This is a genomic window from Nonomuraea sp. NPDC050786 (assembly GCF_040654115.1).
Lineage (GTDB): Bacteria > Actinomycetota > Actinomycetes > Streptosporangiales > Streptosporangiaceae > Nonomuraea.
On record NZ_JBFAHJ010000029.1, the window covers coordinates 97,084 to 116,471 of the forward strand.

Annotated in this window: 16 protein-coding genes; 6 read left to right on the forward strand and 10 right to left on the reverse strand. The window is 71.8% G+C overall.

The genetic code is table 11. From position 1 onward, the window contains the following. Positions 1 to 120 precede the first annotated feature (120 nt). Positions 121 to 1,227 carry an RNA-guided endonuclease TnpB family protein gene (locus AB0H84_RS39525; RefSeq protein ID WP_357616536.1) on the forward strand — a complete coding sequence of 369 codons (1,107 nt, stop codon included), beginning with the start codon at positions 121 to 123 and terminating at the stop codon, positions 1,225 to 1,227. 134 nt (positions 1,228 to 1,361) lie between these two features. Here AB0H84_RS39525 and AB0H84_RS39530 read toward each other — a convergent pair whose 3' ends face one another. The 5 genes from AB0H84_RS39530 to AB0H84_RS39550 all read right to left on the reverse strand — a co-directional run bounded on the left by AB0H84_RS39530 (position 1,362) and on the right by AB0H84_RS39550 (position 6,764). Further along, entirely contained in the window at positions 1,362 to 2,762 is a 1,401-nt protein-coding gene (locus AB0H84_RS39530) for a protein kinase (RefSeq protein WP_357616539.1), read from the reverse strand. After that, positions 2,762 to 3,580, reverse strand: coding sequence for a PP2C family serine/threonine-protein phosphatase (locus AB0H84_RS39535; RefSeq protein ID WP_357616542.1), 819 nt, complete (start codon positions 3,578 to 3,580; stop codon positions 2,762 to 2,764). Before AB0H84_RS39535 ends, AB0H84_RS39530 begins: the two co-directional genes overlap by 1 nt. Position 3,581: 1 nt before the next feature. Further along, positions 3,582 to 4,340: a VWA domain-containing protein gene (locus tag AB0H84_RS39540; protein WP_357616545.1), complete on the reverse strand. Its 759-nt coding sequence runs from the start codon at positions 4,338 to 4,340 to the stop codon at positions 3,582 to 3,584. After that, entirely contained in the window at positions 4,337 to 5,659 is a 1,323-nt protein-coding gene (locus tag AB0H84_RS39545; RefSeq protein WP_357616548.1) for a hypothetical protein, read from the reverse strand. The genes AB0H84_RS39540 and AB0H84_RS39545 overlap by 4 nt, the downstream gene beginning before the upstream one ends. A gap of 244 nt (positions 5,660 to 5,903) precedes the next feature. Then, positions 5,904 to 6,764, reverse strand: coding sequence for an SAM-dependent methyltransferase (locus AB0H84_RS39550; protein ID WP_357616551.1), 861 nt, complete (start codon positions 6,762 to 6,764; stop codon positions 5,904 to 5,906). Positions 6,765 to 7,058: 294 nt separating this feature from the next. Between AB0H84_RS39550 and AB0H84_RS39555 the strand changes: the two genes are divergently transcribed. Together AB0H84_RS39555 and AB0H84_RS39560 are read left to right on the forward strand one after the other, a co-directional pair. Continuing rightward, positions 7,059 to 7,655, forward strand: coding sequence for a TetR/AcrR family transcriptional regulator (locus AB0H84_RS39555; RefSeq protein ID WP_357616554.1), 597 nt, complete (start codon positions 7,059 to 7,061; stop codon positions 7,653 to 7,655). Continuing rightward, entirely contained in the window at positions 7,652 to 9,520 is a 1,869-nt protein-coding gene (locus AB0H84_RS39560; protein WP_357616557.1) for an alpha/beta fold hydrolase, read from the forward strand. The genes AB0H84_RS39555 and AB0H84_RS39560 overlap by 4 nt, the downstream gene beginning before the upstream one ends. 16 nt (positions 9,521 to 9,536) lie before the next feature. On the opposite strand, the gene AB0H84_RS39565 is transcribed toward AB0H84_RS39560, so the two are convergent. Continuing rightward, positions 9,537 to 10,037: a GNAT family N-acetyltransferase gene (locus AB0H84_RS39565; RefSeq protein ID WP_357616560.1), complete on the reverse strand. Its 501-nt coding sequence runs from the start codon at positions 10,035 to 10,037 to the stop codon at positions 9,537 to 9,539. 79 nt (positions 10,038 to 10,116) lie between these two features. Here AB0H84_RS39565 and AB0H84_RS39570 point away from each other — a divergent pair, with 79 nt between their 5' ends. Further along, positions 10,117 to 10,743: a helix-turn-helix domain-containing protein gene (locus AB0H84_RS39570; protein WP_357616563.1), complete on the forward strand. Its 627-nt coding sequence runs from the start codon at positions 10,117 to 10,119 to the stop codon at positions 10,741 to 10,743. A 10-nt stretch (positions 10,744 to 10,753) separates the two neighbouring features. On the opposite strand, the gene AB0H84_RS39575 is transcribed toward AB0H84_RS39570, so the two are convergent. Then, positions 10,754 to 11,095 (reverse strand): helix-turn-helix domain-containing protein, encoded by a 342-nt coding sequence (locus AB0H84_RS39575; protein ID WP_357616566.1) that lies wholly within the window; start codon positions 11,093 to 11,095, stop codon positions 10,754 to 10,756. A gap of 222 nt (positions 11,096 to 11,317) precedes the next feature. Between AB0H84_RS39575 and AB0H84_RS39580 the strand changes: the two genes are divergently transcribed. Beyond that, positions 11,318 to 11,686 carry an STAS domain-containing protein gene (locus tag AB0H84_RS39580; protein ID WP_357616569.1) on the forward strand — a complete coding sequence of 123 codons (369 nt, stop codon included), beginning with the start codon at positions 11,318 to 11,320 and terminating at the stop codon, positions 11,684 to 11,686. An 89-nt stretch (positions 11,687 to 11,775) separates the two neighbouring features. Here the strand turns inward: AB0H84_RS39580 and AB0H84_RS39585 are convergent, their stop codons facing one another. Then, a complete protein-coding gene (locus AB0H84_RS39585; RefSeq protein ID WP_357616572.1) occupies positions 11,776 to 13,392 on the reverse strand; it encodes an SMI1/KNR4 family protein in 1,617 nt (538 codons plus the stop codon). Positions 13,393 to 13,542: 150 nt separating this feature from the next. Further along, positions 13,543 to 16,056 carry a hypothetical protein gene (locus AB0H84_RS39590; RefSeq protein ID WP_357616576.1) on the reverse strand — a complete coding sequence of 838 codons (2,514 nt, stop codon included), beginning with the start codon at positions 16,054 to 16,056 and terminating at the stop codon, positions 13,543 to 13,545. Positions 16,057 to 16,391: 335 nt separating this feature from the next. Between AB0H84_RS39590 and AB0H84_RS39595 the strand changes: the two genes are divergently transcribed. Continuing rightward, the gene (locus AB0H84_RS39595; protein ID WP_357616579.1) at positions 16,392 to 18,506 is read left to right on the forward strand and encodes a SpoIIE family protein phosphatase; all 2,115 of its coding nucleotides are present in this window, start codon (positions 16,392 to 16,394) and stop codon (positions 18,504 to 18,506) included. Here AB0H84_RS39595 and AB0H84_RS39600 read toward each other — a convergent pair. Then, positions 18,472 to 19,362, reverse strand: a complete 891-nt coding sequence (locus tag AB0H84_RS39600) for a diacylglycerol kinase family protein (protein WP_357616582.1) — start codon at positions 19,360 to 19,362, stop codon at positions 18,472 to 18,474. The genes AB0H84_RS39595 and AB0H84_RS39600 overlap by 35 nt on opposite strands. Positions 19,363 to 19,388: the final 26 nt, after the last annotated feature.

Below are 19,388 nucleotides of genomic sequence, written 5' to 3' on the forward strand. Positions count from 1 at the left end.
GGCGGGGGAGGAATCGGACTCCTGCGGAGCAGGGCAGGGTTAGGCGATGCGCCGTAAGGTAGAACCGCCGTATCGAACATCAGCACGATTTTTAGCCGGTCGGGCGGTAGAATGTGAGGCGTGGCGCAGACCGTGAAGCGGGCCTACAAGTACCGCTTCTACCCGACCCCCGAGCAAGCCTCCGAGCTCGCCCGGACGTTCGGCTGCGTCCGCCTCGTCTACAACAAGGCCCTCGAAGAACGCACCCGCGCTTACACCCAGCAGGGCCGCCGCATCTCCTACGTGGAGTCCTCGGCACGACTGACGGAGTGGAAACGCAGCGGTAAGTACGACTTCCTGTCCGAGGTGTCGTCCGTGCCGCTGCAGCAGGCACTGCGCCACCTGCAGGCCGCCTTCGCGAACTTCTTCGCCAAGCGGGCCAAGTACCCGACGTTCAAGAGCAGGAAGAAGTCGCGGGCGTCGGCGGAGTACACCCGCTCGGCCTTCCGGTGGCGCGACGGCCGGTTGACGCTGGCGAAGATGGATGCGCCGCTGAGCATCGTGTGGTCGCGCCCGTTGCCGGAGGGGGCGGTCCCGTCCACGGTGACCGTGTCGAGGGACGCGGCAGGGCGCTGGTTCGTGTCCATCCTGGTCGAGGAGAAGATCAGCCCGCTCCCGCCCGCCGGGCAGAGCGTGGGTGTGGACGCGGGCATCACCGCCCTGGCGACGCTGTCCACCGGGGAGAAGATCGTCAACCCGCGTCACGAGCGGGCCGACCGCAAGAGGCTGGCCAAGGCGCAGCGGGCGCTCGCCCGTAAGGAGAAGGGCTCGAGCAATCGGGACAGGGCCCGGCGCCGGGTGGCACGGGTGTATGCCCGCATCGCTGATCGTCGGAGGGATCATCTGCACAAGGTCACGACACGGCTTGTTCGCGAGAATCAAGTGATCGCCGTGGAAGACCTGACCGTGCGGAACATGGTGCAGAACCGCTCGCTGGCGCGCGCCATCTCCGATGCCTCGTGGCGGGAGTTGCGGGGCATGCTGGAGTACAAGGCGGCCTGGTACGGGCGGGAATTGGTGGCGGTGGATCGCTGGTTCCCCTCGTCGAGGCTGTGCTCGGCGTGCGGGGTCTTGCGAGACAAGATGCCGCTGAACGTCCGTGAGTGGATCTGTGCTTGCGGCGCGGTTCATGACCGGGACGTGAACGCGGCCAAGAACGTGCTCGCCGCTGGGCTGGCGGAGAGCTGAAACGCCTGTGGAGCTGGTGTAAGACCTCAACGAGAGTCCTCTCGGGCGGGCAACCGGCGGTGAAGCAGGAACCCTCACGGGCGACCGTGAGACTCTCCCTCGTTTACGAGGGGGAGGATGCCAACGGGCGCCTTTCACAGGATGGCGATGATGATGACGATGATGACGAGGACCAGCAGGAACAGGACCCACCCCGAGCCGCCGGAGCCGCCCGTGCCCGGCTGGTTCGCGGGCGCGTTCACGTACTGGCTCGTCGGCGGCTGGTTGGCGGCCGGCTGCGGCCCCGCCACGGGGATGGACGGCGGCGCGGGCGGCGGGTAGTACGGCGGCGGGGTCGCGTTCGGGGCGGGCGCCGGCTGCGGGGCCGGCCCCGGCCCGCGGGGCGGTGCCTGACGGGGCGGTGCCTGGCGGGGCGGCGTCTGGCGCCGCCTGGGAGCAGCGGGCCTGTCGGCGGCCGGCCTGGACGGACGGGAGCGCGGTTCGGAGGCGCGCGGACGGGCGCCGGTGACCGGCATCGGATACAGGTCGTCGCCGCGCCGCTCGGCCAGCTCGCACCACGGGCAGGCGTCCAGGTCACCGCAGTAGAAGTGCCGCTCGTTCACGCGGCACCCCATGAGGTCGTGGCCGGCGGTGTAGAGCGCGCTCTGCCACTCGCTCGCCGTCGGCCGCTCGTCCGGGTCGTAGTGGCCGGGGCCGAAACAGCGCAGCGCCAGCTCCAGCACGCCCAGCGGCAGCAGGCGCACCGGGTACTCGTCACCGGTCTCGCGCAGCCGTTCCGGATGCGAGATGCGGTTGTCCTGCATGAGGATGTTCTGGACGATCGAGGCGTCCTGGTCGGGGCCCAGCCTGACGGCCCGGCCCTCGAACGGGTGGTCGCCCTCCATGAGGAGCGTGCAGATCACGACCGCCAGGCCGAACGCGTCCTGCGCCGGCGTCAGCTCGCCCGGCGGGCCGTTCAGGATCTCGGGCGGTGCGTAGTCGTCGGTCCGCTTGGTGTTCGGGAAGCGGCGGCGCGTGCCCGCGTCGGTGAACTGCACGGTGTCGCAGTCGATCAGCGTCACCTGGCCGCTCCGGTTCACCATGACGTTCTTGGGGCTGACGTCCCCGATGACGATGCCCGCGGCGTGCAGGCGGGCGACGGTCTCGGCCAGGCGGGCGGCGACGGCCACGAGGGTCTTCCAGGTGGGCTCGTCGAGCGACATGACCCGGCCGCGCGGCTCGAACAGCTCTTCCAGCTCCACGGCGGTGATGCGGGGCATCAGGAACCCGCGCAGCTCGCCCGCCTCGTCCAGCAGCGCCCGCCGGGGCCAGGCCACCGGCAGGTGGTCACGGCCGTGGCCGTCCCAGGTCGCGGGCGGCAGCAGCGCGAGGCTGTTGATGCGGTGCGCGGCGTCGGCCGGCCGCCTGGTGTAGATCTTGGCGCACAGGGCGAGAGTGTCCTCCAGCGCGAACACGATGCCCTCGGCCCCTAAGCCCAGCTGCTGCGAGGAGATCGGGACGTAACGCCCTTCCGGGGTTCTCAGCCGTCGCTGCATCAGGGCCTCACCGCGATGATCATCGATTTGTCGTCACCGGAGGTCTCGGCGAACTGCGTCGACTGGAGCTGACGTTCCAGATCGCTGGGATCCGCGCCCGGTCTGGCGAAGTAGTTGAAATAGCCCTCGAACTCGGCCGGGGCGCTGAACATCTGCTCGCCTCCGGCGTCGGCGCTCAGCTCCAGCGTCGCCTCGATCAGGCCGTCCGTGGCCAGGCAGATCCCGCGTATCCGGTCGTCGACCAGCACGAGCGGCGTGAGGTGGGCATCGCGGTCCCGCGAGGTGATGAAGACCGTCTCGCCGGCGTTGTCGCGGCCCGCGGACGGAGCCTGCAGCAGGTGCGAGCCGCCCGGCCGCCGGCTCACGACGAGGAAGCCGTCGCCCACGGCGAAGTAGGCGAAGTACGGTGGCGCCGCGATCACGGCGAAGAGCGTGGTGGCGAAGTCGCCCCGGATGTCGTCGGCCGTCCGCGGGTCGCGCTCCTCCGCGCGGATCTCCTCGACCAGGCGGGCGATCCGGGAGTCGAAGCGGGTCAGGCAGTGCTCGGCGTACATCCTGACCGCCGTCCGCCACTGCGCGGCGTCCGCCGGGAGCTTCGTGCCGAACCAGTCGCCCGCGCTGCCCTTGACGACGTCCATGGCCAGCCGCGCGCCCTGGTCGGACCTGCTGCGCGAGCCCGCGCCGTCCGCGACCGCCAGCACGTACGCGCCGGTCCCGAGCCGGGTGACCAGCGTCGCGTCCTGATTGGTCACGCCCTCGCGGATGTGGCTGGGGCCGGTGACGCTGCCCTTGACGATGACCCACTCTCGCCTGTTCATCTCAGCCGTTGCTCTCGAGGTATTTGCGGATCTCTTCGTTCTGCGTCATCAGCTGGTTGACCTCTTCGTACGCCTCGTCCGCGGGCTGGTCCATCCGCGAGCTCCTGGACGTCCTGTCCATGCTGGTCGAGACCAGCCGCAGCACCTGCGTGAAGTCGAGGTCGGCGAGGTTGAAGTGGGAGCGCGGCGCCAGCCCCGCCAGCACGTCCATGTCCGCCCCCTGGACGCCGATGGCGAAGAAGAGCAGGTGGTTGCCGTTCTCCTGGGCGCGGATCGCCGGAGCGAGGTCGCGCCAGCGGTCGGTGAGCACGCCCCGGTCGTCGGTCGGCACGCCGTCCGTGATCAGGTAGACCAGCGGCCGGTTCTGCAGGACCCGGTTCTGCTGCCTGATCTGCTGCTTGCGCGCGGCGATCAGCTCGAACGTGCGCCGGATCGCCTCGATCATCGGCGTGACGCCGCCGGCGACCAGCGGCCGCGGGGCGAAGTCCTCCACCGAGGCGAACGGCTCCGCCGGCTCCCCGTCGCCGCGCCCCGTCGGGTCCACGACGCGCACCCCCTGGTGGCCGAAGGTGATCATGGCGATCTCGCCGTGCCTGGCCAGGTGGGAGTTGCGGCGCAGTTCGGTACGCCAGGTGCCCAGCGCGGCGTTCAGCTCGCCGATCCGGTCGCCCTCCCTCATCGAGCTGGACGTGTCCAGGACCAGCGCCATGGGGAGCCGGCTCTTGGCCGGTTGCACCCTGGGCAGCGCGTCGATGCTCATCCGTCTTTCCCTCCGTAACCGTTGCCGGCGCGGGCCACCACAAGGGCGCAGCCGACCTCGTCCACGCCCACCAGGCGTATGTGTTCTCCCGCGACGATCGGCGGCGCTCCCGGGTCGGCCGGCCTCGCCCACGCGACCACCTCGTCCACCTGCACGTAGCCGCCGTCCGGGCCGAAGTGCGTCCGCGCCACGGCGCCGAGGCCCGGCTGGTCGCGCTCCGCCATCGCGCGCAGCTCGCCCAGCGCCGCCGCGCTGTGTGCGTGCCCCTCGCCCGCGTCCCGCCTGCCCGCCTCCGGTTCCCGGACCGGAGCGGCGCTCCCGCCCTCAAGCTGAGCGCGGTTGCGGGAGCCCGTGCCGGGCCGCGTCCGGTACGCCGGGTCCGTGGTCGTGCCGGGCCGCTCGCGGCCTGTCCGGCCCGAGCCCGATCCTTCTTGGCGTGCCGGGTCCCTGCCCGGCCGGTCGCGGCGGGCAGGGTCCGCGCCGGGCGGCTCGCGGCGGGCAGGGTCCGCGACGGGCGGCTCGCGGCGGGCAGGGTCCGCGACGGGCGGCTCGCGGCGGGCCGCCCGGTCCCACATGCTGGTCGAGCGCGCGGGGTGCGCCGGGTCGGAGGCGCCGCCGGAGCGCGCGGGCTGCGCCGGGCCGGAACCAGTGCCGGAGCCCGCGCGGTGCGCCGGGTCGGAAGCGCCGCCGGAGCGTGCGTGGTGCGGCGGGTAGGAGCCGGACGGGCGGGCGGGAGCCCTGGAGGCCGGTTCCCGCTCCTCGACGCCGGCTGGATCCGCGGCAGCGCGCCTGCGCATCCGCCGGAGAGCGGCGGCGGCGACCAGGGCGCCGGCGCACCCCAGGACGGTGGCGGCGGCTCCGGACAGGAGGCCCGGCAGAGCCGACCGCCCTTCCTTGGGGCCGACCCCGACCACGGCGACGGGCCGCGGCCCGGCGAGGGGACGGGCCGGCAGCGAGAGCATGCGGAGCACCCCGTCGGCCTGGGGGTCCGTGAAGAACCAGACGTCCTTCGCGAACGGCGTCACGGCCCGGCACACCGGGCCGTCCTTCCTGGCGAAGCAGGCGCTCCACAGCTGGAGGTTGTCGACGAACATGATCAGGCCGTCCACATCGGCGGGGTCGATGGTCTTGAGCGCGGCGGGGGCGGCCATGGACCGCGGGTCCTGGCCGCGGGCGTCGACGAGGAGGAGCCCCTGCTGCTGGGGCCGCACTCCGCCGACGACGAGGACCGAGAGGAGCACTCCGATCGCGGCGAGCGCTATTCCGAGCCCCAGTTGCCAAAATGGCGGCAACGCGCTGGATCTGCCGCGGTTTGTCATGGCGGAATCATAGACGGGAAATCCTTGCATTTGCCTTGCAGGGCAATTGACCTTGTCAGACACCGCACATATGAGAAATTTCCGGATGGCCCAAATGCTCCACCGATAAAATCGACATACATTGACGCATTCGCGTCGGAAGTCTCGTTCTGGTAACGCTGGTGACCAGTGGGGCTGGTGTGACGGCCAGGATAATCATGAAATATGCCGATAAATCGGATAAAGGGTGGGCGGTGCGCGCTCCTCAGGGGATGCGGGCCACGGCGCCGTAGTTCCCTGAGGAGGCGGGCTCGTCGTGGCAGGCGGGCTCGCGCTCGGTGGGGCAGGCCAGGTCGCGCTCGCCGGGGCGCCACTGCGGGACCCACACCAGCCCGGGCTCGATCAGGTCCAAGCCGTCGAGCAGGGCCTGGACCTCCTCGCGGGTGCGGATGGCCAAGTGGGGGAGTGTCATGGCGACCATGCTCCGGATGGCGGGCAGCAGCTCCGGCGGGACGGCGTCGAACGTGGTGTGCAGCAGGCCCAGGAAGCTGCCCTTCGGCGCCGCGTGCCGGAGCCGCTTGACCACGAAATGGGCGCTCTCGTCGTCGTCGAGGCAGTGGGTCGACACCAGCAGCACCGCCAGCGGCCTGTCCCAGTCGAGGAACGTCTGGACCACGTGGTCCCGGAGCAGCTCGTCGATCTCGCGCACGTCACCGTCCACCACGCGGACCAGGTCGTCGAAGGGCTCGATGGTGGCCTGCGCCATGGTCATCACCATCGGGTTGCTCTCCACGTACACGACGCGCGGGCCGGGTCCGGCGGAGGCGCGGCGCGCTATGTCGTGCAGCCGGTGCCCGGCCGGAAGGCCGCTGGGGACGCCGCTGCCCACGATCAGGAATTGGTCCACGCCCTCGGCGGCGGCCAGGTGGCGTACCGCGCGGGACAGGAATTGGAGCACGGCGCGGGCCGCGGTGGTGAGTGCGGGGGTTACTTGATCGAAATGGCGCACCATGTCCTTGTCCACCAGGAAGTTGTTCTTCCCGCCCGCTGCCGCGTCGAAGATCCGCGTGATTCTGGCTTGCGTCGTATCGAGCTTGGCCAGGTTTCGGACAGCACGTTGGTGCATGAGCGTTGCCCCTTTCCCCTCGCCGCCACCTGATTGCGGTAAGCGATCTTTGGACCTCACTCGATGACTATGACCATATGTTCCAACAATTCCAGTCAATGGCAATACGATAGACCGGTTATTTCAGGAAATGTTTGTGACCAGAATCTTCGTGTCTGGATCTTCGGTCGTTGATCGTCGAGGCCCCTCGCGACCTCGTTCCCGCAGGCAGGGCGGGGCGCGGGGGAGCCTGGTGGCAGCCGGACCGGGGGCTGCGGGTTGTCAAAAATATGTAGACCGGTCTATTTTGCTCCCATGGTCACAGACAAGGGTGCGCGGACGAGCGGGCGGCTGGTGGAGTCGATGCTCGAGCTGATCCAGGCGCGCGGCTACAGCGGCACGGGGCTCACCACGGTGACGGAGCATGCCCGGGCCCCGAAGGGATCGCTCTACTTCCACTTCCCCGAAGGCAAGGAGGCGCTGGGCGAGAAGGCCGTCGAGCTGGCGGCCGACCAGTTCCGCGGGCTCGTGACCGAAATGGCCGCCGCGGCGGCCAGCCCGGGAGAGGTGCTCCGGGGGATGGTCGACGTCCTGATCGGGATCCTCACCGGCAGCGACTACCGGCTCGGCTGCCCGGTGTCCGTGGTCACCTTGGAGATGGGCGCGCAGAGCGAACGGCTCCGCACCGCCTGCGCCGCCGCCTTCGAGTCGTGGATCGGGCCGATGACCGAGCAGCTCGCGGGCCGCGGCCACGCGCGTCCGGCGGCGCGCGCCCTCGCCACGACCGTCGTCAGCGCGCTGGAGGGCGCGGTGATCGTCTCCCGTGCCCGGCGCGACGTGCAGGCGCTGCGCGACGCCGCCCAGGTGCTCGGCGACCTTCTCGACCAGCCGCCCGCGAAGGAGACCCCATGAGCGCCGTGAGCAGGCACGCGCTCGTGTTCGGCGCGACCGGGTTCGTCGGTCGCCACCTCATCCTCGCCCTGGACGAGGCCGGTGTCCGGGTCACCGCCGCGACGCGCGACAGCGGCTCCGGCGCCCGGCTGGGCGAGTGGCTGGCCGAGCACGGCTGCCGGAGCGTCCCGGCCGACGTCCGCGTCGACTTCGACGCGCCGGCGTTGGCCGCGGGCGGCGCGCCGGCGTTGATCGAGGGCGGCGCGCCGGCGTTGATCGAGGGCGGCGCGCCGGCGTTGGTCGAGGGCGGCGCGCCGGCCTGGGAGGACGTCACCGAGATCTACAACTGCGCGGGCGCCTACCGGTTCGGGATGACGGTCGAGCAGGCACGTCACGCCAACGTCGGCAGCGTGCGGGCGATCGTGTCGTTCGCCGCGCGGCTGCCCCGCCTGCGGCGGCTCGTGCACGTCTCGGGCTACCGCGTGGGAGGCCAGGACCCCGCGACGGTGCCGTGGAGCGACGACGTCGTACGACGCGCCTACCGGCGCCTCGGCCCCTACGAGGCGTCCAAGGTCGAGTCCGACGCGCTCTTCCAGGCCACCGCCGACCGCCTCGGCGTGCCCTGGTCCATCGTCAACCCCTCCAGCGTGATCGGCGACAGCACGAGCGGCGAGTCCGACCAGCAGATCGGGCTCGCCGCGAGCCTGAAGGAGCTCTGGCGCGGCTCGCTCGCGGCTCTGCCCGGGAGCGAGCGGACGTTCGTCCCCGTGATCCCCGTGGACTACCTGGCGCGGTTCATGACGCTGCTTCCCGAGGACCCTGCGGCCGCGCGGGCCTCGTACTGGATCCTGGACGACGGCACCCCGCCGCTGCCGGAGCTCCTCTCGCTCGTGGGGCGGCACTACGAGGTCGAGGTCCCGCGCCTGAAGGTCCCCGTGTCACTGATACGGCGCCTGCCGGCCGCGCTGACCAGGACGGACCCGGAGACGCTGACCTTCCTGTCGTCGGACCGCTATCCCACGGGGCCCGCCCGCGCGCTCGCCGGGCGTCACGGGCTCGCGCTTCCCGCCACCACCGAGTCGATCCTGCGATGGGCCGACCACCTGGCCGCCCACCGGTTCGGGGCCGCGCCCGCCGGTCCGGTGCGGCGGTTCACGCGGCACGCGGGCGTGCGGACGTTCGGGATCGGTGAGCCGGGCGCGCCGACGCTGGTGCTGCCCGGCCTGCCCGTCAACGCCGACACCTGGGCTCCGGTCGCCGTCGCGCTCGGCGACGCCCGCGTGGTGGACCTGCCGGGCCTCGGGATGAGCGCGGGGCGCCCGCGGGACCTGCCCGCCTGGCTGAGCGCCCTGGTCGAGGAGGCCGGCCGCGTGCACCTGGTCGGCCACTCCATCGGCGCCGCCGCCGCTGTCGAGGCGGCCCTGGCGCACCCCGATCGGGTCGAGCGGCTCACCCTGGTCTCGCCCTTCTTCCTCCAGGCTCGCGGCGGGCTCGCCACGCGGGTGGCCCCGCTGGCTCGCCTGGTCCTCCGCCGGGCGCGTCCGGCCGCCCTGGCGCGGCTGCTCACCGGGGACGCGGCCCACGCCGAACGGCTCGCGTCCAGCGCCGAGGATCTGCGCAGAGGCCGCGTGGCCGCCCATGCGGCGCGGCTGCTGTCCGCCGCCGGCCGCACGCGCCGTCGCGGCGACCTCCGAGCCGCGCTCGCCCGCTACCAGGGCCGCGTGCATGTGATCGTGGGCGCCGAGGACCCGCTGACCGCCGCGGGCCGAGCGCTGCTCGACACGCTCGGCCCGCGGGCGAGGGTGACGACGATCAAGGGGGCGGATCACCATCCCCAGCTCACCCACGCCGAGGAACTGGCCGGAGCGATCCGGGAGCTGCCGTGACGCGCGTACGCCCCCGTCAGGGGGTGCGCCGGTAACGGGTCATCTGGCCGAGCAGGCCGGGCACCACGTCGAACGCCGTCATGCCAAGCCGCTCGACGACCGCCACCGAGGCGGCGTTGCCCTCGTCCACCTCGGCCAGCACCTCGGGCAGCCCGAGCGGGCCGAGCGCGTACTCGACCACCGCGCGGGCGGCCTCGGTGGCATAGCCCTTGCCCCACGCGGCGGGCTCCAGGCTGTAGAAGACCTCGAGCCCGAGCTCCTCCAGCGGCCGCAGCCCGGCCGTGCCGACCAGCTCGGTCCCGTCCTTCTGCCGGACCAGCCAGAGGCCGTGGCCGGCCGCGGCGAAGGCGCGCACGCTCTCCTCGATGACCTCGCTGATCTCCGCCGGAGACAGGACCGCCCCGTCGAAGAGGAACCGCCGCACATCGGCGCCGGTCCAGTGCGCCAGTAGCTCGGCATGGTCGTGCACGGTCACCGGGCGCAGGATCAGGCGCTCCGTCATCAGGACGTGGTCCATGAGGCCCACCCTAGGGCCGCGATCATGCCGCACGGACCACGCGGCCGCCGCGCACCCGTGTCTTATTAGGGTGCAGAGCATGGATGCAGAGGTGGGCCGGCGTCGATACGACTCGTTGCGCCGTACGACGCAGGCGCTGGAGACACGTGCCGAGATCGCCCGCGCGGCGCGCCGGCTCTTCGTCGATCAAGGCTGGACCGCCACCACCGTGCGCGACGTGGCACGCGAGGCGGGGGTCTCCGTGCCGACGGTCTACGCGGCGTACGGCAACAAGGGCGGGCTGACCCGGGCGCTGGCCGACGCGGCCGACCTGTCGGCCGACCCGTCTCAGCAGCTCGCGGAGCTGGAGGCCGCGGAGCGCGATCCCGCGCGGCAGCTGGCCGCGATGGCGGGCTTCGACCGGCGCCTGTACGAACGCGCCGGCGACGTGATCACGCTGCTGCGCGAGGCCGGCCGTACGGAGCCGGAGCTGGCGGCGGTCTACCGCGACGGCCGCAGGAGGGCCGACGAGACCCGCGCGGCGGTGTTCTCCTCGTGGCCCGCGGGCGTCCTGCGGGAGGGCCTGAACGTGGCGGCCGCGGTCGACATCTACGCGGGCCTGTGCAGCATCGACGTCTACACCACGCTCACCGCCGAGCGCGGCTGGTCCCCTGATCGGGTCGAGCGGTGGTGGCGCGAGGCGCTGGCCCGCGAACTGCTGAGCTGACCCCCGGCGGTCAGGACGCGGAGGGCTCACCGCGAGTGGTCTTGGCGGTGGGCAGGTCGTGCTGCGTGAACATGTCGATGAGCAGCCTGATGGGCAGGCTGGCCTCGGTGGGGTAGCGGAAGTGCTGATCGAGGTTGATGGTGTAGTGGTTGCGCCGCCCGATGCGCGTGCGGGCGAGATAGCCGGCCTCGTAGAGGTCGCGCACGATGTTCTGGGCGGTGCGTTCGGTGATGCCGATGCTGGCGGCGATGTCGCGTAGCCGTACCTCGGGGTCACGGGCGATCTCCACCAGCACCCGGGCGTGATGGGTGAGGAACGTCCAGGTGGAGGGACGGTCATCGGATGTACTCACGGCTCACTTCGCCTCCTCCGCGCCAGGGATGCCGAACCCGTGGAGCGGGCGAAAAACTGTTTACCTGAAGATCCTATGGCGAAACGGCTTTCCGGTAACCCCCTTCGGGGATTATTGTTGTCACACGGTCTCTTCGCCGTTGTCCCATCCACGCTGACCACCTACTGTGAGGACGCCATGCTCGTCACTGTTGTGCAGGCGCTACCGGCGCGCTGACCCGCCATGACCCCTCTGACACTGGAGTGCCGGCAGCTGATCACAGGTGTGCTGATCACCGTGGCCGGCGAGATCGACTGTAGCAACGCTGACAGGCTCGAGTCGTACACCACGCGGATGAGCCGGTCAGGACAGCCCTTGGTGCTCGATCTGAGTGGATTGAGCTTCATGGACAGCAGTGGCCTTCACACGCTTTTGCGGCTCAACGCCGCCGCGCATCCGCAGGGGCTCTACCTGGCCGCTGTGCATCCGATGCCGGCCCGTGTGCTGCAGATCACCAAGGTGTGGGACATCATGAACATCCATCCCACCGTGGATGGGGCCGTCGCGGCGGCGCTCAGCGACAGCGTGGCGGGCCTGCCCGAGACTCCTTGACCCCGCCCTGGTCCGGGTCACCTGGACCAGGGCGCCCTCTCCGGGGCGGCACCAGCGTGCCCCGGACCTGATGTCGACGAGGGCCGACCTCAGCGCGGCCGGGTGTACCGGCCGGTGCGTACCAGCACGTCGGCCCGCTCCCCGGCCAGGGCGATCGCCCAGCCCGCCGCCGTCCGCGGTGACGGCTCGGGGGCGTGGTCGGCCCGGTCGAGCGACCGCCACCAGGTCTTCTCCCGGCGTGGCTCGGCGGCCAGCCCGGCCGCCGCGAGTCCCGCCGGGTGACCGGCCCGCTTCCACAGCTCCTCCCACTGCCCGCGGCGCAGCCGCAGGTAGAGCAGGCCGCTCAGCTCACCGAGCACGCCGAGGTCGCGGATCGGCGCCCCGGACAGATCCAGCCCGTACAGGCGCGGGCACGACAGCAGCGGCGCCAGGTCCACCGGCCGCCCGGTCCTCAGCACCAGTATCCGCAGCGTGGGGTGGCCGGCCAGCGGCGCCAGGTCGATCGTGTCCATGGACAGGTCCAGCAGCTCCACCGGCGTGTCCCGGAGCGGCGCCAGGTCGGCTCCCGGGCAGTTCTCCACCCGCACCTCCCACAGCGCCGGCGCTCCACGTACCGCCCCGAAATCGGCCGAGGGGGCGTTGACCACCGATAACCGCTCGATCCCGTGGTGCATGCCCCGCATCGACGCCGCGTCGGCGACCGTCAGCGAGCGCGACTCCTCATGCGCGCCCGGGCCCGGCTTGCCGAGATCGATCCAGAGCCCGTTCGGCATCACCTCGTAGGCGCCCGCCCGCAGCGCGTCGACGTGCCGCCGCAGCAGGCCGGTCACCGAATCGGCGACGTAGGCCGGGCCGCCGCCGTGGTGCAGCCCCATGCGGATGACCTGGCCGGGGCGCCCGCCGGGCCCCGGCGCCAGGTCCACGGCCAGGAAGTCGCCGCCGGTGCTGGTGGCGAACGGGATCCAGCGCGGGTGGTCCGACATCCGGCGCACCGCCAGCGGGGCGCCCGCGCTGCTGATGACCGGGCTCTCCAGGTGGTCGCGCCAGGCGCGGCCCGCCGCCCACCACCGGTTCTCCCGCCTGCTCTGGTTCTCCAGCAGTTCGAGGCCGAACCACGGATGCCGGTCCAGCAGGCCCTCGCCGCCGTCGCCGTCCACCCGCGTGTAGAGGGCGCGCAGGTCGTCGGGGAGCGGAGCCGGCAGGCGGGCCTCCAGCCGGGCGCGGCGGGCCCCGGGGAGCGCGGGCGGCGGCGCGTACGTGTCCCAGCCCAGGATCCGGTCGCGTTCGCTCAGGTACGCCCCGAGCAGGGCGACCGCCTCGCGCGGGTCTCCGGCGGGCGTGGCGTTCTCCGGGCCCTGCTGGAACGTGCCCGGCTCGGGCGGCAGGGCGGTGGGATCGAGCACGTACAGGAAGCCGTTGTCCTCATCGCGCTCCAGCGACCGGCTGATCACCGCCTCGTACCGGCCCCTGGCCTCGACGACCAGCTCGACGGTGAGCCGGCCGTTCGGCGCCCTCGCGAGGTCGTGCAGCGCGGTCAGCTCCGGATGCACGTCGATGTCGTCACCCGCGCCCCCGGGCTCGAACCTGAGGCCGCGGTGCCCCGACCCGCCGCGACCGCTCGCGAACCCGCGCAGCTCCGCCCGCCGCCACCCGGAGGGCGCCCCCGCCGAGATCTTCTCGGCCATCGCACGGAGCACGTCGTCCATCACCCAGTACACCTCGTCCTCAGAAACGCGAGCCCCTTTCTAACATGGGTTGATCATTGTGAGGACTGTGCCGGCCGAACAGAAGATCCCTCTACAGCCGGGAGAAGGCGCCTCGGCCGACGCCGGGGTGCGCCGGGTGACGGCACGGGGTCAGTCGCGCGGCCGGTTGTCGACCTCCAGCACCAGCCGCGCGAGCTCCAGCCGGTCGATGTTCGGCCCGTGGGCCGTCGCGTTGCCGAGCACGATCGCGCCCTTCTCCGTCGTGAGCGTGATCGGGGTCGCCTGCGGCCAGAAGTTGTCCCACGCGTAGGTGTGCCGGAACACACCGCGCGTCGTCGAGCCGCCGGTCTCGGTGATGTCGAGGAACCGGCTGATGACGTCCGTGTTGTACGGATGGCCGCTGTTCCTGGCGGCGTTGGCGTAATGCACGGTCAGGACGTACTCGCCGGGACCGAACCCGTCAGGGCGGGGGAGGGTCACGGTGTTGCCCGCGCCGTTGCCGATCTGCCCGACATAGGCGTGCCCCGAGGCGTTCGAGCCGCTCGTGGCCGGGACCTCCACCAGCTGCGCGGCACCGGCGAGCGGCGCCTGCTCGGCCTCGACCCGGTGGACGGCCGAGTCCGCCTGCCCGGCCCGTACCGTGGTGAGGCCGCGCAGCTCCAGGCCGGCCGGGCCACCGACGTCGACCTTGGAGATGCCGGCCGGGAGGTACACCCGGGCCCGCGAGGAGGCCTCGCCGGGACGCGGTGCCCGCAGGCCCGGGATCTCGCGCCCGTCGACGAGGAGCCGGAGGCCGCCCGTCTCGCGTGCCCGGTAGTCGAGCTCCAGGTCGTAGTAGCCGTGCTCGCTCGCGGCGACGAAGAACGTGGCACGCGCGCCGCCGCCCAGGACGATGGCGGGGCCGGTGCCGTGCCGCGTGATCCGCGCTCCGCCGGACAGGCGCGCCTCGTCGGCGGGGTAGGCCGCCCGCTCCGCCGCGCCGGCCTCGGTGAGGTCGAACCTGTCGAGCGTGATGTCGCTGCCCGGCAGCAGGTTCGTGCCGTCGGCGCTGGTGCGCAGGGAGAGCTGGTGGGTGCCGGCGGTCAGCTGGAGCTCCACGTCGGTGCGGCCCCGGTAGGTCCAGCCGAGGGTCGCGGAGTACTGGACGATCTGGTCGAGAGCGCCGTCCACGAAGAGCGCGTGCCGGCCGGGCACCTTGTTCGCGCCCTGGTGGATGCCCAGCCGGTAGCGGCCGTCGCGGGGCACGGTGACGGCGAACGTCACAGCGGAGTCGACCTTGTTCATGGCGCCGACGTCCCGCTTGCCGGAGGTCGCGTACAGCTGGGGGTCCGCCGTCGTGTCCTGGGCGAAGACCTGGGCCGAGTGGAGCGTGGCGGACTCCGCCTCGACCGAGACCGTCCAGGGGGCGTCCGGCGCCGGCGCGCCGCCGCCGGCGGGGACGATGGTGACCCGGTAGGCGGCCATCACGTCCCCGCCGGGCAGGTCGACCCGCAGGCCGCCGCCGGACACGGCGGTGCGCCGCGCCGCGACGACCGGCGGTAGGAGCGCGTCGCCCTCGTACCCGGTCCAGGTGGTCCTGGAGACGAGCACGTCGACCTGCTCGCCGAAGACGGCGGGGTCGAGCCCGGAGACGTCGAGCCGGACCGGCTCCGAGCCGCCGCCGACCAGGATGGTGCCGCGCCTGGCGGACTCGTCGATCGCCGCGACGGCCTGGACCGTGTCGGCGACGTCGACCTGCGGCGGGCGCGCCTCGACCGTCTGCCCGGTGAGGTCCGCGTACCACTTGAGCAGCCACCAGCCGCCGTTGGCCTGGCGGGTGCGCACCGCGTGGTCGTCGAGGTTGCCGGCGTAGGTCCAGTACGCCATGTCGGCGTCGACCTTGGTCTCCTCGAACAGGGAGATCCACTGGATCATCTGGCCGGGGACGGACATGTCGCGGCGGTTGCCGTACTCGTCGATGTTGATGGGCAGCGGGCCGATGCCCAGGTCGCGTTCCATCTGGCGGTAGTGCTCGTAGTGGCCCCGGTAGTCGGCGAGCCGGCTGCGCGACAGTTCGTGCCAGCTCATGATGTCCGGCAGGCAGTTCCCGGCGCCGCACTTGGCGTCCTTGGCCCAGGTGAGGAAGTCGCGCAGCCGGCCGGGGTTGTAGTCGGCCTCGTTCGGGCCGACGATCCTGGCGCCAGGGTCGATCGAGCGGATGCGTGCGAACACCGCCTGCCAGTCGCTGAAGAACTGCTCCTTGGCGCTCGCCCAGTCCTGGTACCAGATGCTGTCGGGCTCGTTGAAGGGCACCCAGACGAACTTCTCCTTGTCCCGCGGCCGCTCCCGGACGACCTTGCGGACCATCGTGTCGACCTTCGCGACATAGTCGTCGATGCCGCGGTTCTCGTAGGGCCACTGGCTGTAGACGTCCTGCATGTAGATGACGATCTCCTCGCCGCCGGCGGCGAAGAAGCCGTCCGCGATCACGAGGGCGTCGCCGTTGGGGTGCTGGTCGCCGTCCGGCGCCTTCTGCGCGACGGTGCGCGGCCGGGCGCCGGCGAGGAGGGCGTCTCCCGGCACCCCCGGGTCCGACAGTCCGTAGAGCATGCCGGTCGCTCCGCCGTGGACGGGGCCGGTGCGCTGCGCGAAGTCGACGGTGACGACGTCGGGGGGTCGGTGCATGGGTGGTCTCTCCTGCAACAGGACGGATTCGCCCGTAGGACGCCAAAGGGAACATGTGACCGGTCACATCACTGTCACATCAGTGTGACCGGTCACACACGGCTGGTGAAGAGCCCTTTGCAAGATTGTTACGCGGTGGTTCTGGGAGACATGTGTGGAACATTGTAAATCGCCCATTTTCCACCCAGTTGGCGGCCAGGATCTGGCAATGGGGACTCTTGCCTCAGGCGCGGCCCTCTTACGGTCGTTATATGGGTTTTTCTTCGCATGCGGCACCGTTGTCGCAGGGTGGAGCGGAGTATCCGGCGCCACGGCAGGGGACCGAGGCGGATGAGGTGCTCCGCCAGGCGGTACGCGAGTCCGGCGCCCATATCGGCGTCGTCTACCTCCTGTCGGAAACCGAACCCGTCCTCGTCATGGACGTGGAGGTCGGCCTGCCGGCCCAGCTCGTCAAGCCCTGGACAAGGGTCAGGATGAACGCCGGCGCCCCGGTGGCGTCCGCCGCCCGCGAACGCCGGCTGGTCTGGGTGGCCGACCACGAAGATCTCGCCCGGCGCTTCCCGGCGACCGCGCTCGCCGCGCCGTACCCCTTCGCCATAGCCGCCGCTCCCATCACGACCGGCTCACGCCTGCGGGGCGTTTTCGTGCTGATCTGGCCGGACTCGCACGCCTGCGAGCTGGCCCCGCATGAGAGGCAGACCCTCACCTTGGCCTGTGACAAGATCGCCGCCATCCTCCAGCAGCAGGACGAGCGCGCGCCGGACCGCGCCGGCGAACCACGCGTCCTGACGCCGGCGCCGCGCCGGACGCCCGAACGGCCTCCCGAGTCGGCCGTCTGCGGCTACCTCGATCAGCTCCACGTGGGCTGTCTCACCCTGGATCTGGAGGGCCGCATCACGTTCGCCAGCGCCGCGGCGGCCGAGCTCTTCGACGGCGATGTGACGACCCTGCTGGGCAGGCCGTTGTGGGAAGTGGCGCCCTGGCTGAAGGATCCCCTCTTCGAGGACCGCTGCCGCGGCGCCGTGGTCAGCCAGCGGACGACCTCATGCGTGGCCCGATGTCCCGACGGCCGCCTGATGGAGTTCCGCATGTATCCGGATCCGTACGGCATCAGCTTGCGGGCCGTGCTCCTCGACGCGGGCCAGCAGGCCCCCGCCCACGTGACCGAGCCCGAATCCGGCCGGGAGGCCCGCACCCGGGCGGAGGTCTTCTACAGCTTCCTCCCGCTGGCGGTGGCGCTCACCCGGGCGCTGAGCGTGCCGGAGATCATCGATCTGGCCGCCGACCATGTCATGCCGGTGTTCAAGGTCAAGGCCATGGCGATCCTGATAGCCGAGGGCGGCCGGATGCGGGTCATCGGCTCCCGCGGCTACGGCGCGAAGGCCCTCGAACGGCTCGACGGCCTGCCCATCGCCTCCGGCACGCCCGCCGGCGACGTCGCGCGGACCGGCGAGCCGGCGTTCTTCGCCGACGTGAAGGAGCTGCGCCGGAGATACCCGCAGGCCGAGGAGTGCGACGGGATGGCCGCCTGGGCGTGCCTGCCGCTGGAGGTCGACAAGGAGGGCGTCGGCATCTGCCTGCTCGCCTTCGACGAGCCCCACCCGTTCACCGTCGAGGAGCGCGCCACCTTCACCGCCCTGGCGGGACTGGTCGCCCACGCCCTGGACCGGGCCCTGCGCTACGACAGCAAGGACCGGCTCGCCCACTCCCTGCAGAAGGCCCTGCTCCCGCGGAGCCTGCCCGAGATCCCCGGCCTCGGTGTGGCCGCCTGGTACGTGCCCGCCACCCGCGGCGTCGGCATCGGCGGCGACTTCTACGACCTGATCCGCCTCACCGACACCTCGGCCGCCGCGGTCATCGGCGACGTGCAAGGCCACAACATGACGGCGGCCGCCCTCATGGGACAGGTGCGCACCGCCATCCACGCCAACGCGGTCGCCGGCGCCAGCCCCGGCGACGTGCTCAAGCACACCAACCGCCTGCTCATCGACGTGGACACCGAGCTGTTCACCAGCTGCCTGCTCGTCTACGTCGATCTGCAGCTGCGCACGCTCCGCGCGGCCAGCGCCGGGCACCCCCCGCCGCTGCTGCGGCCGCCCAACATGCCCTCCGAGATCATCGACGTGCCGGCCGGCCTGCTGCTCGGCGTCGACCCCGACGCCGAGTACTCCACGCTTCAGGTGCCCTTCCCCCCTGGGGCCCTGCTCGCCCTGTACACCGACGGCCTCGTCGAGACGCCCGGCGCCGACCTGGACCACGCCATCGCCAACCTGGCCGGCCACCTGGTCTACGGCTCCCCGAGCCTCGAGCAGCTCGGCAGGACGCTCCTCGACCACGCCCCGCACACCAGCCAGCACGCCGACGACATCGCGCTGCTTCTCCTGGAACACCGCGCCAAGCCGGCGTTCCGCGGGTTCACGGGGGAGCGTCCGGTGGAAGGCAGACCGTGAGCCCGCCCGGGACCACCTTGGCCTTGAGCCGGCTCGTGCGCCCGCGATCTCCGCCGTCCAGCTCGTACGTCACCGGAGCGCCGAACCGGGCGGACACCTTCCTGGCGCGGGAGATCCGGACGAGCGGGGATTCGTCGGAGCGTCCCGCGGACATCCTGCCGAGCACCCGTCCCCACTGGATCGGGCCCTTGGCGGTGGAGACGCCGACCTCCAGCCAGCCGTCGTCCGGCCGGGCGTCGTCGAACGCCTCGATGCCGCCGGCGATCGTGCTCACGTTGCCCAGGAGCAGGCAGCTCGCCTCTCCCTCGAACCAGGTCGCGCCGTCGATCTTGATCTTCATCGGCACCAGCGGCCCGCCGACGTGCCGGACGGCCGCCTTGACGTAGCTCAGCTTGCCGAGGCGCTGCTTGGCCTGCCCGTCGACGTCGGCGATCATCTCGGCCTCGAACCCCGCCCCGGCCATCACCGCGAAGTGCTCGCCGTTCAGCAGGCCCAGGTCCAGCCGCTCCCGGCGGCCGTGGAAGCCGATCCGCACGGCCTCCTCGAGGTCGACGGGGATGCCCACGTTCGTGGCGAACAGGTTGCCGGTGCCCGCCGGGAGGATGGCCATCGGCACGCCGGAGCCGGCCAGCACGTCGGCGCAGCGCTGCACCATGCCGTCGCCGCCCCAGACGAACACCAGCTCGGCGCCCTCCTTGAGCGCCTGGCGGACCTTCTTGGGCGCCTTTTTGCTCTTGCCGACCTCGTACCAGAGGAGATCGCCCACGTCCTGCTCGGTGATGAGCACACGTAACCGGTCCAGACCTGCGCCGAGAGTCTTCTTGCGGTGCGCGACGACCGCCACAGTGGGGGACATGCGCTCCGGGCTACCCTCGGCGCCGC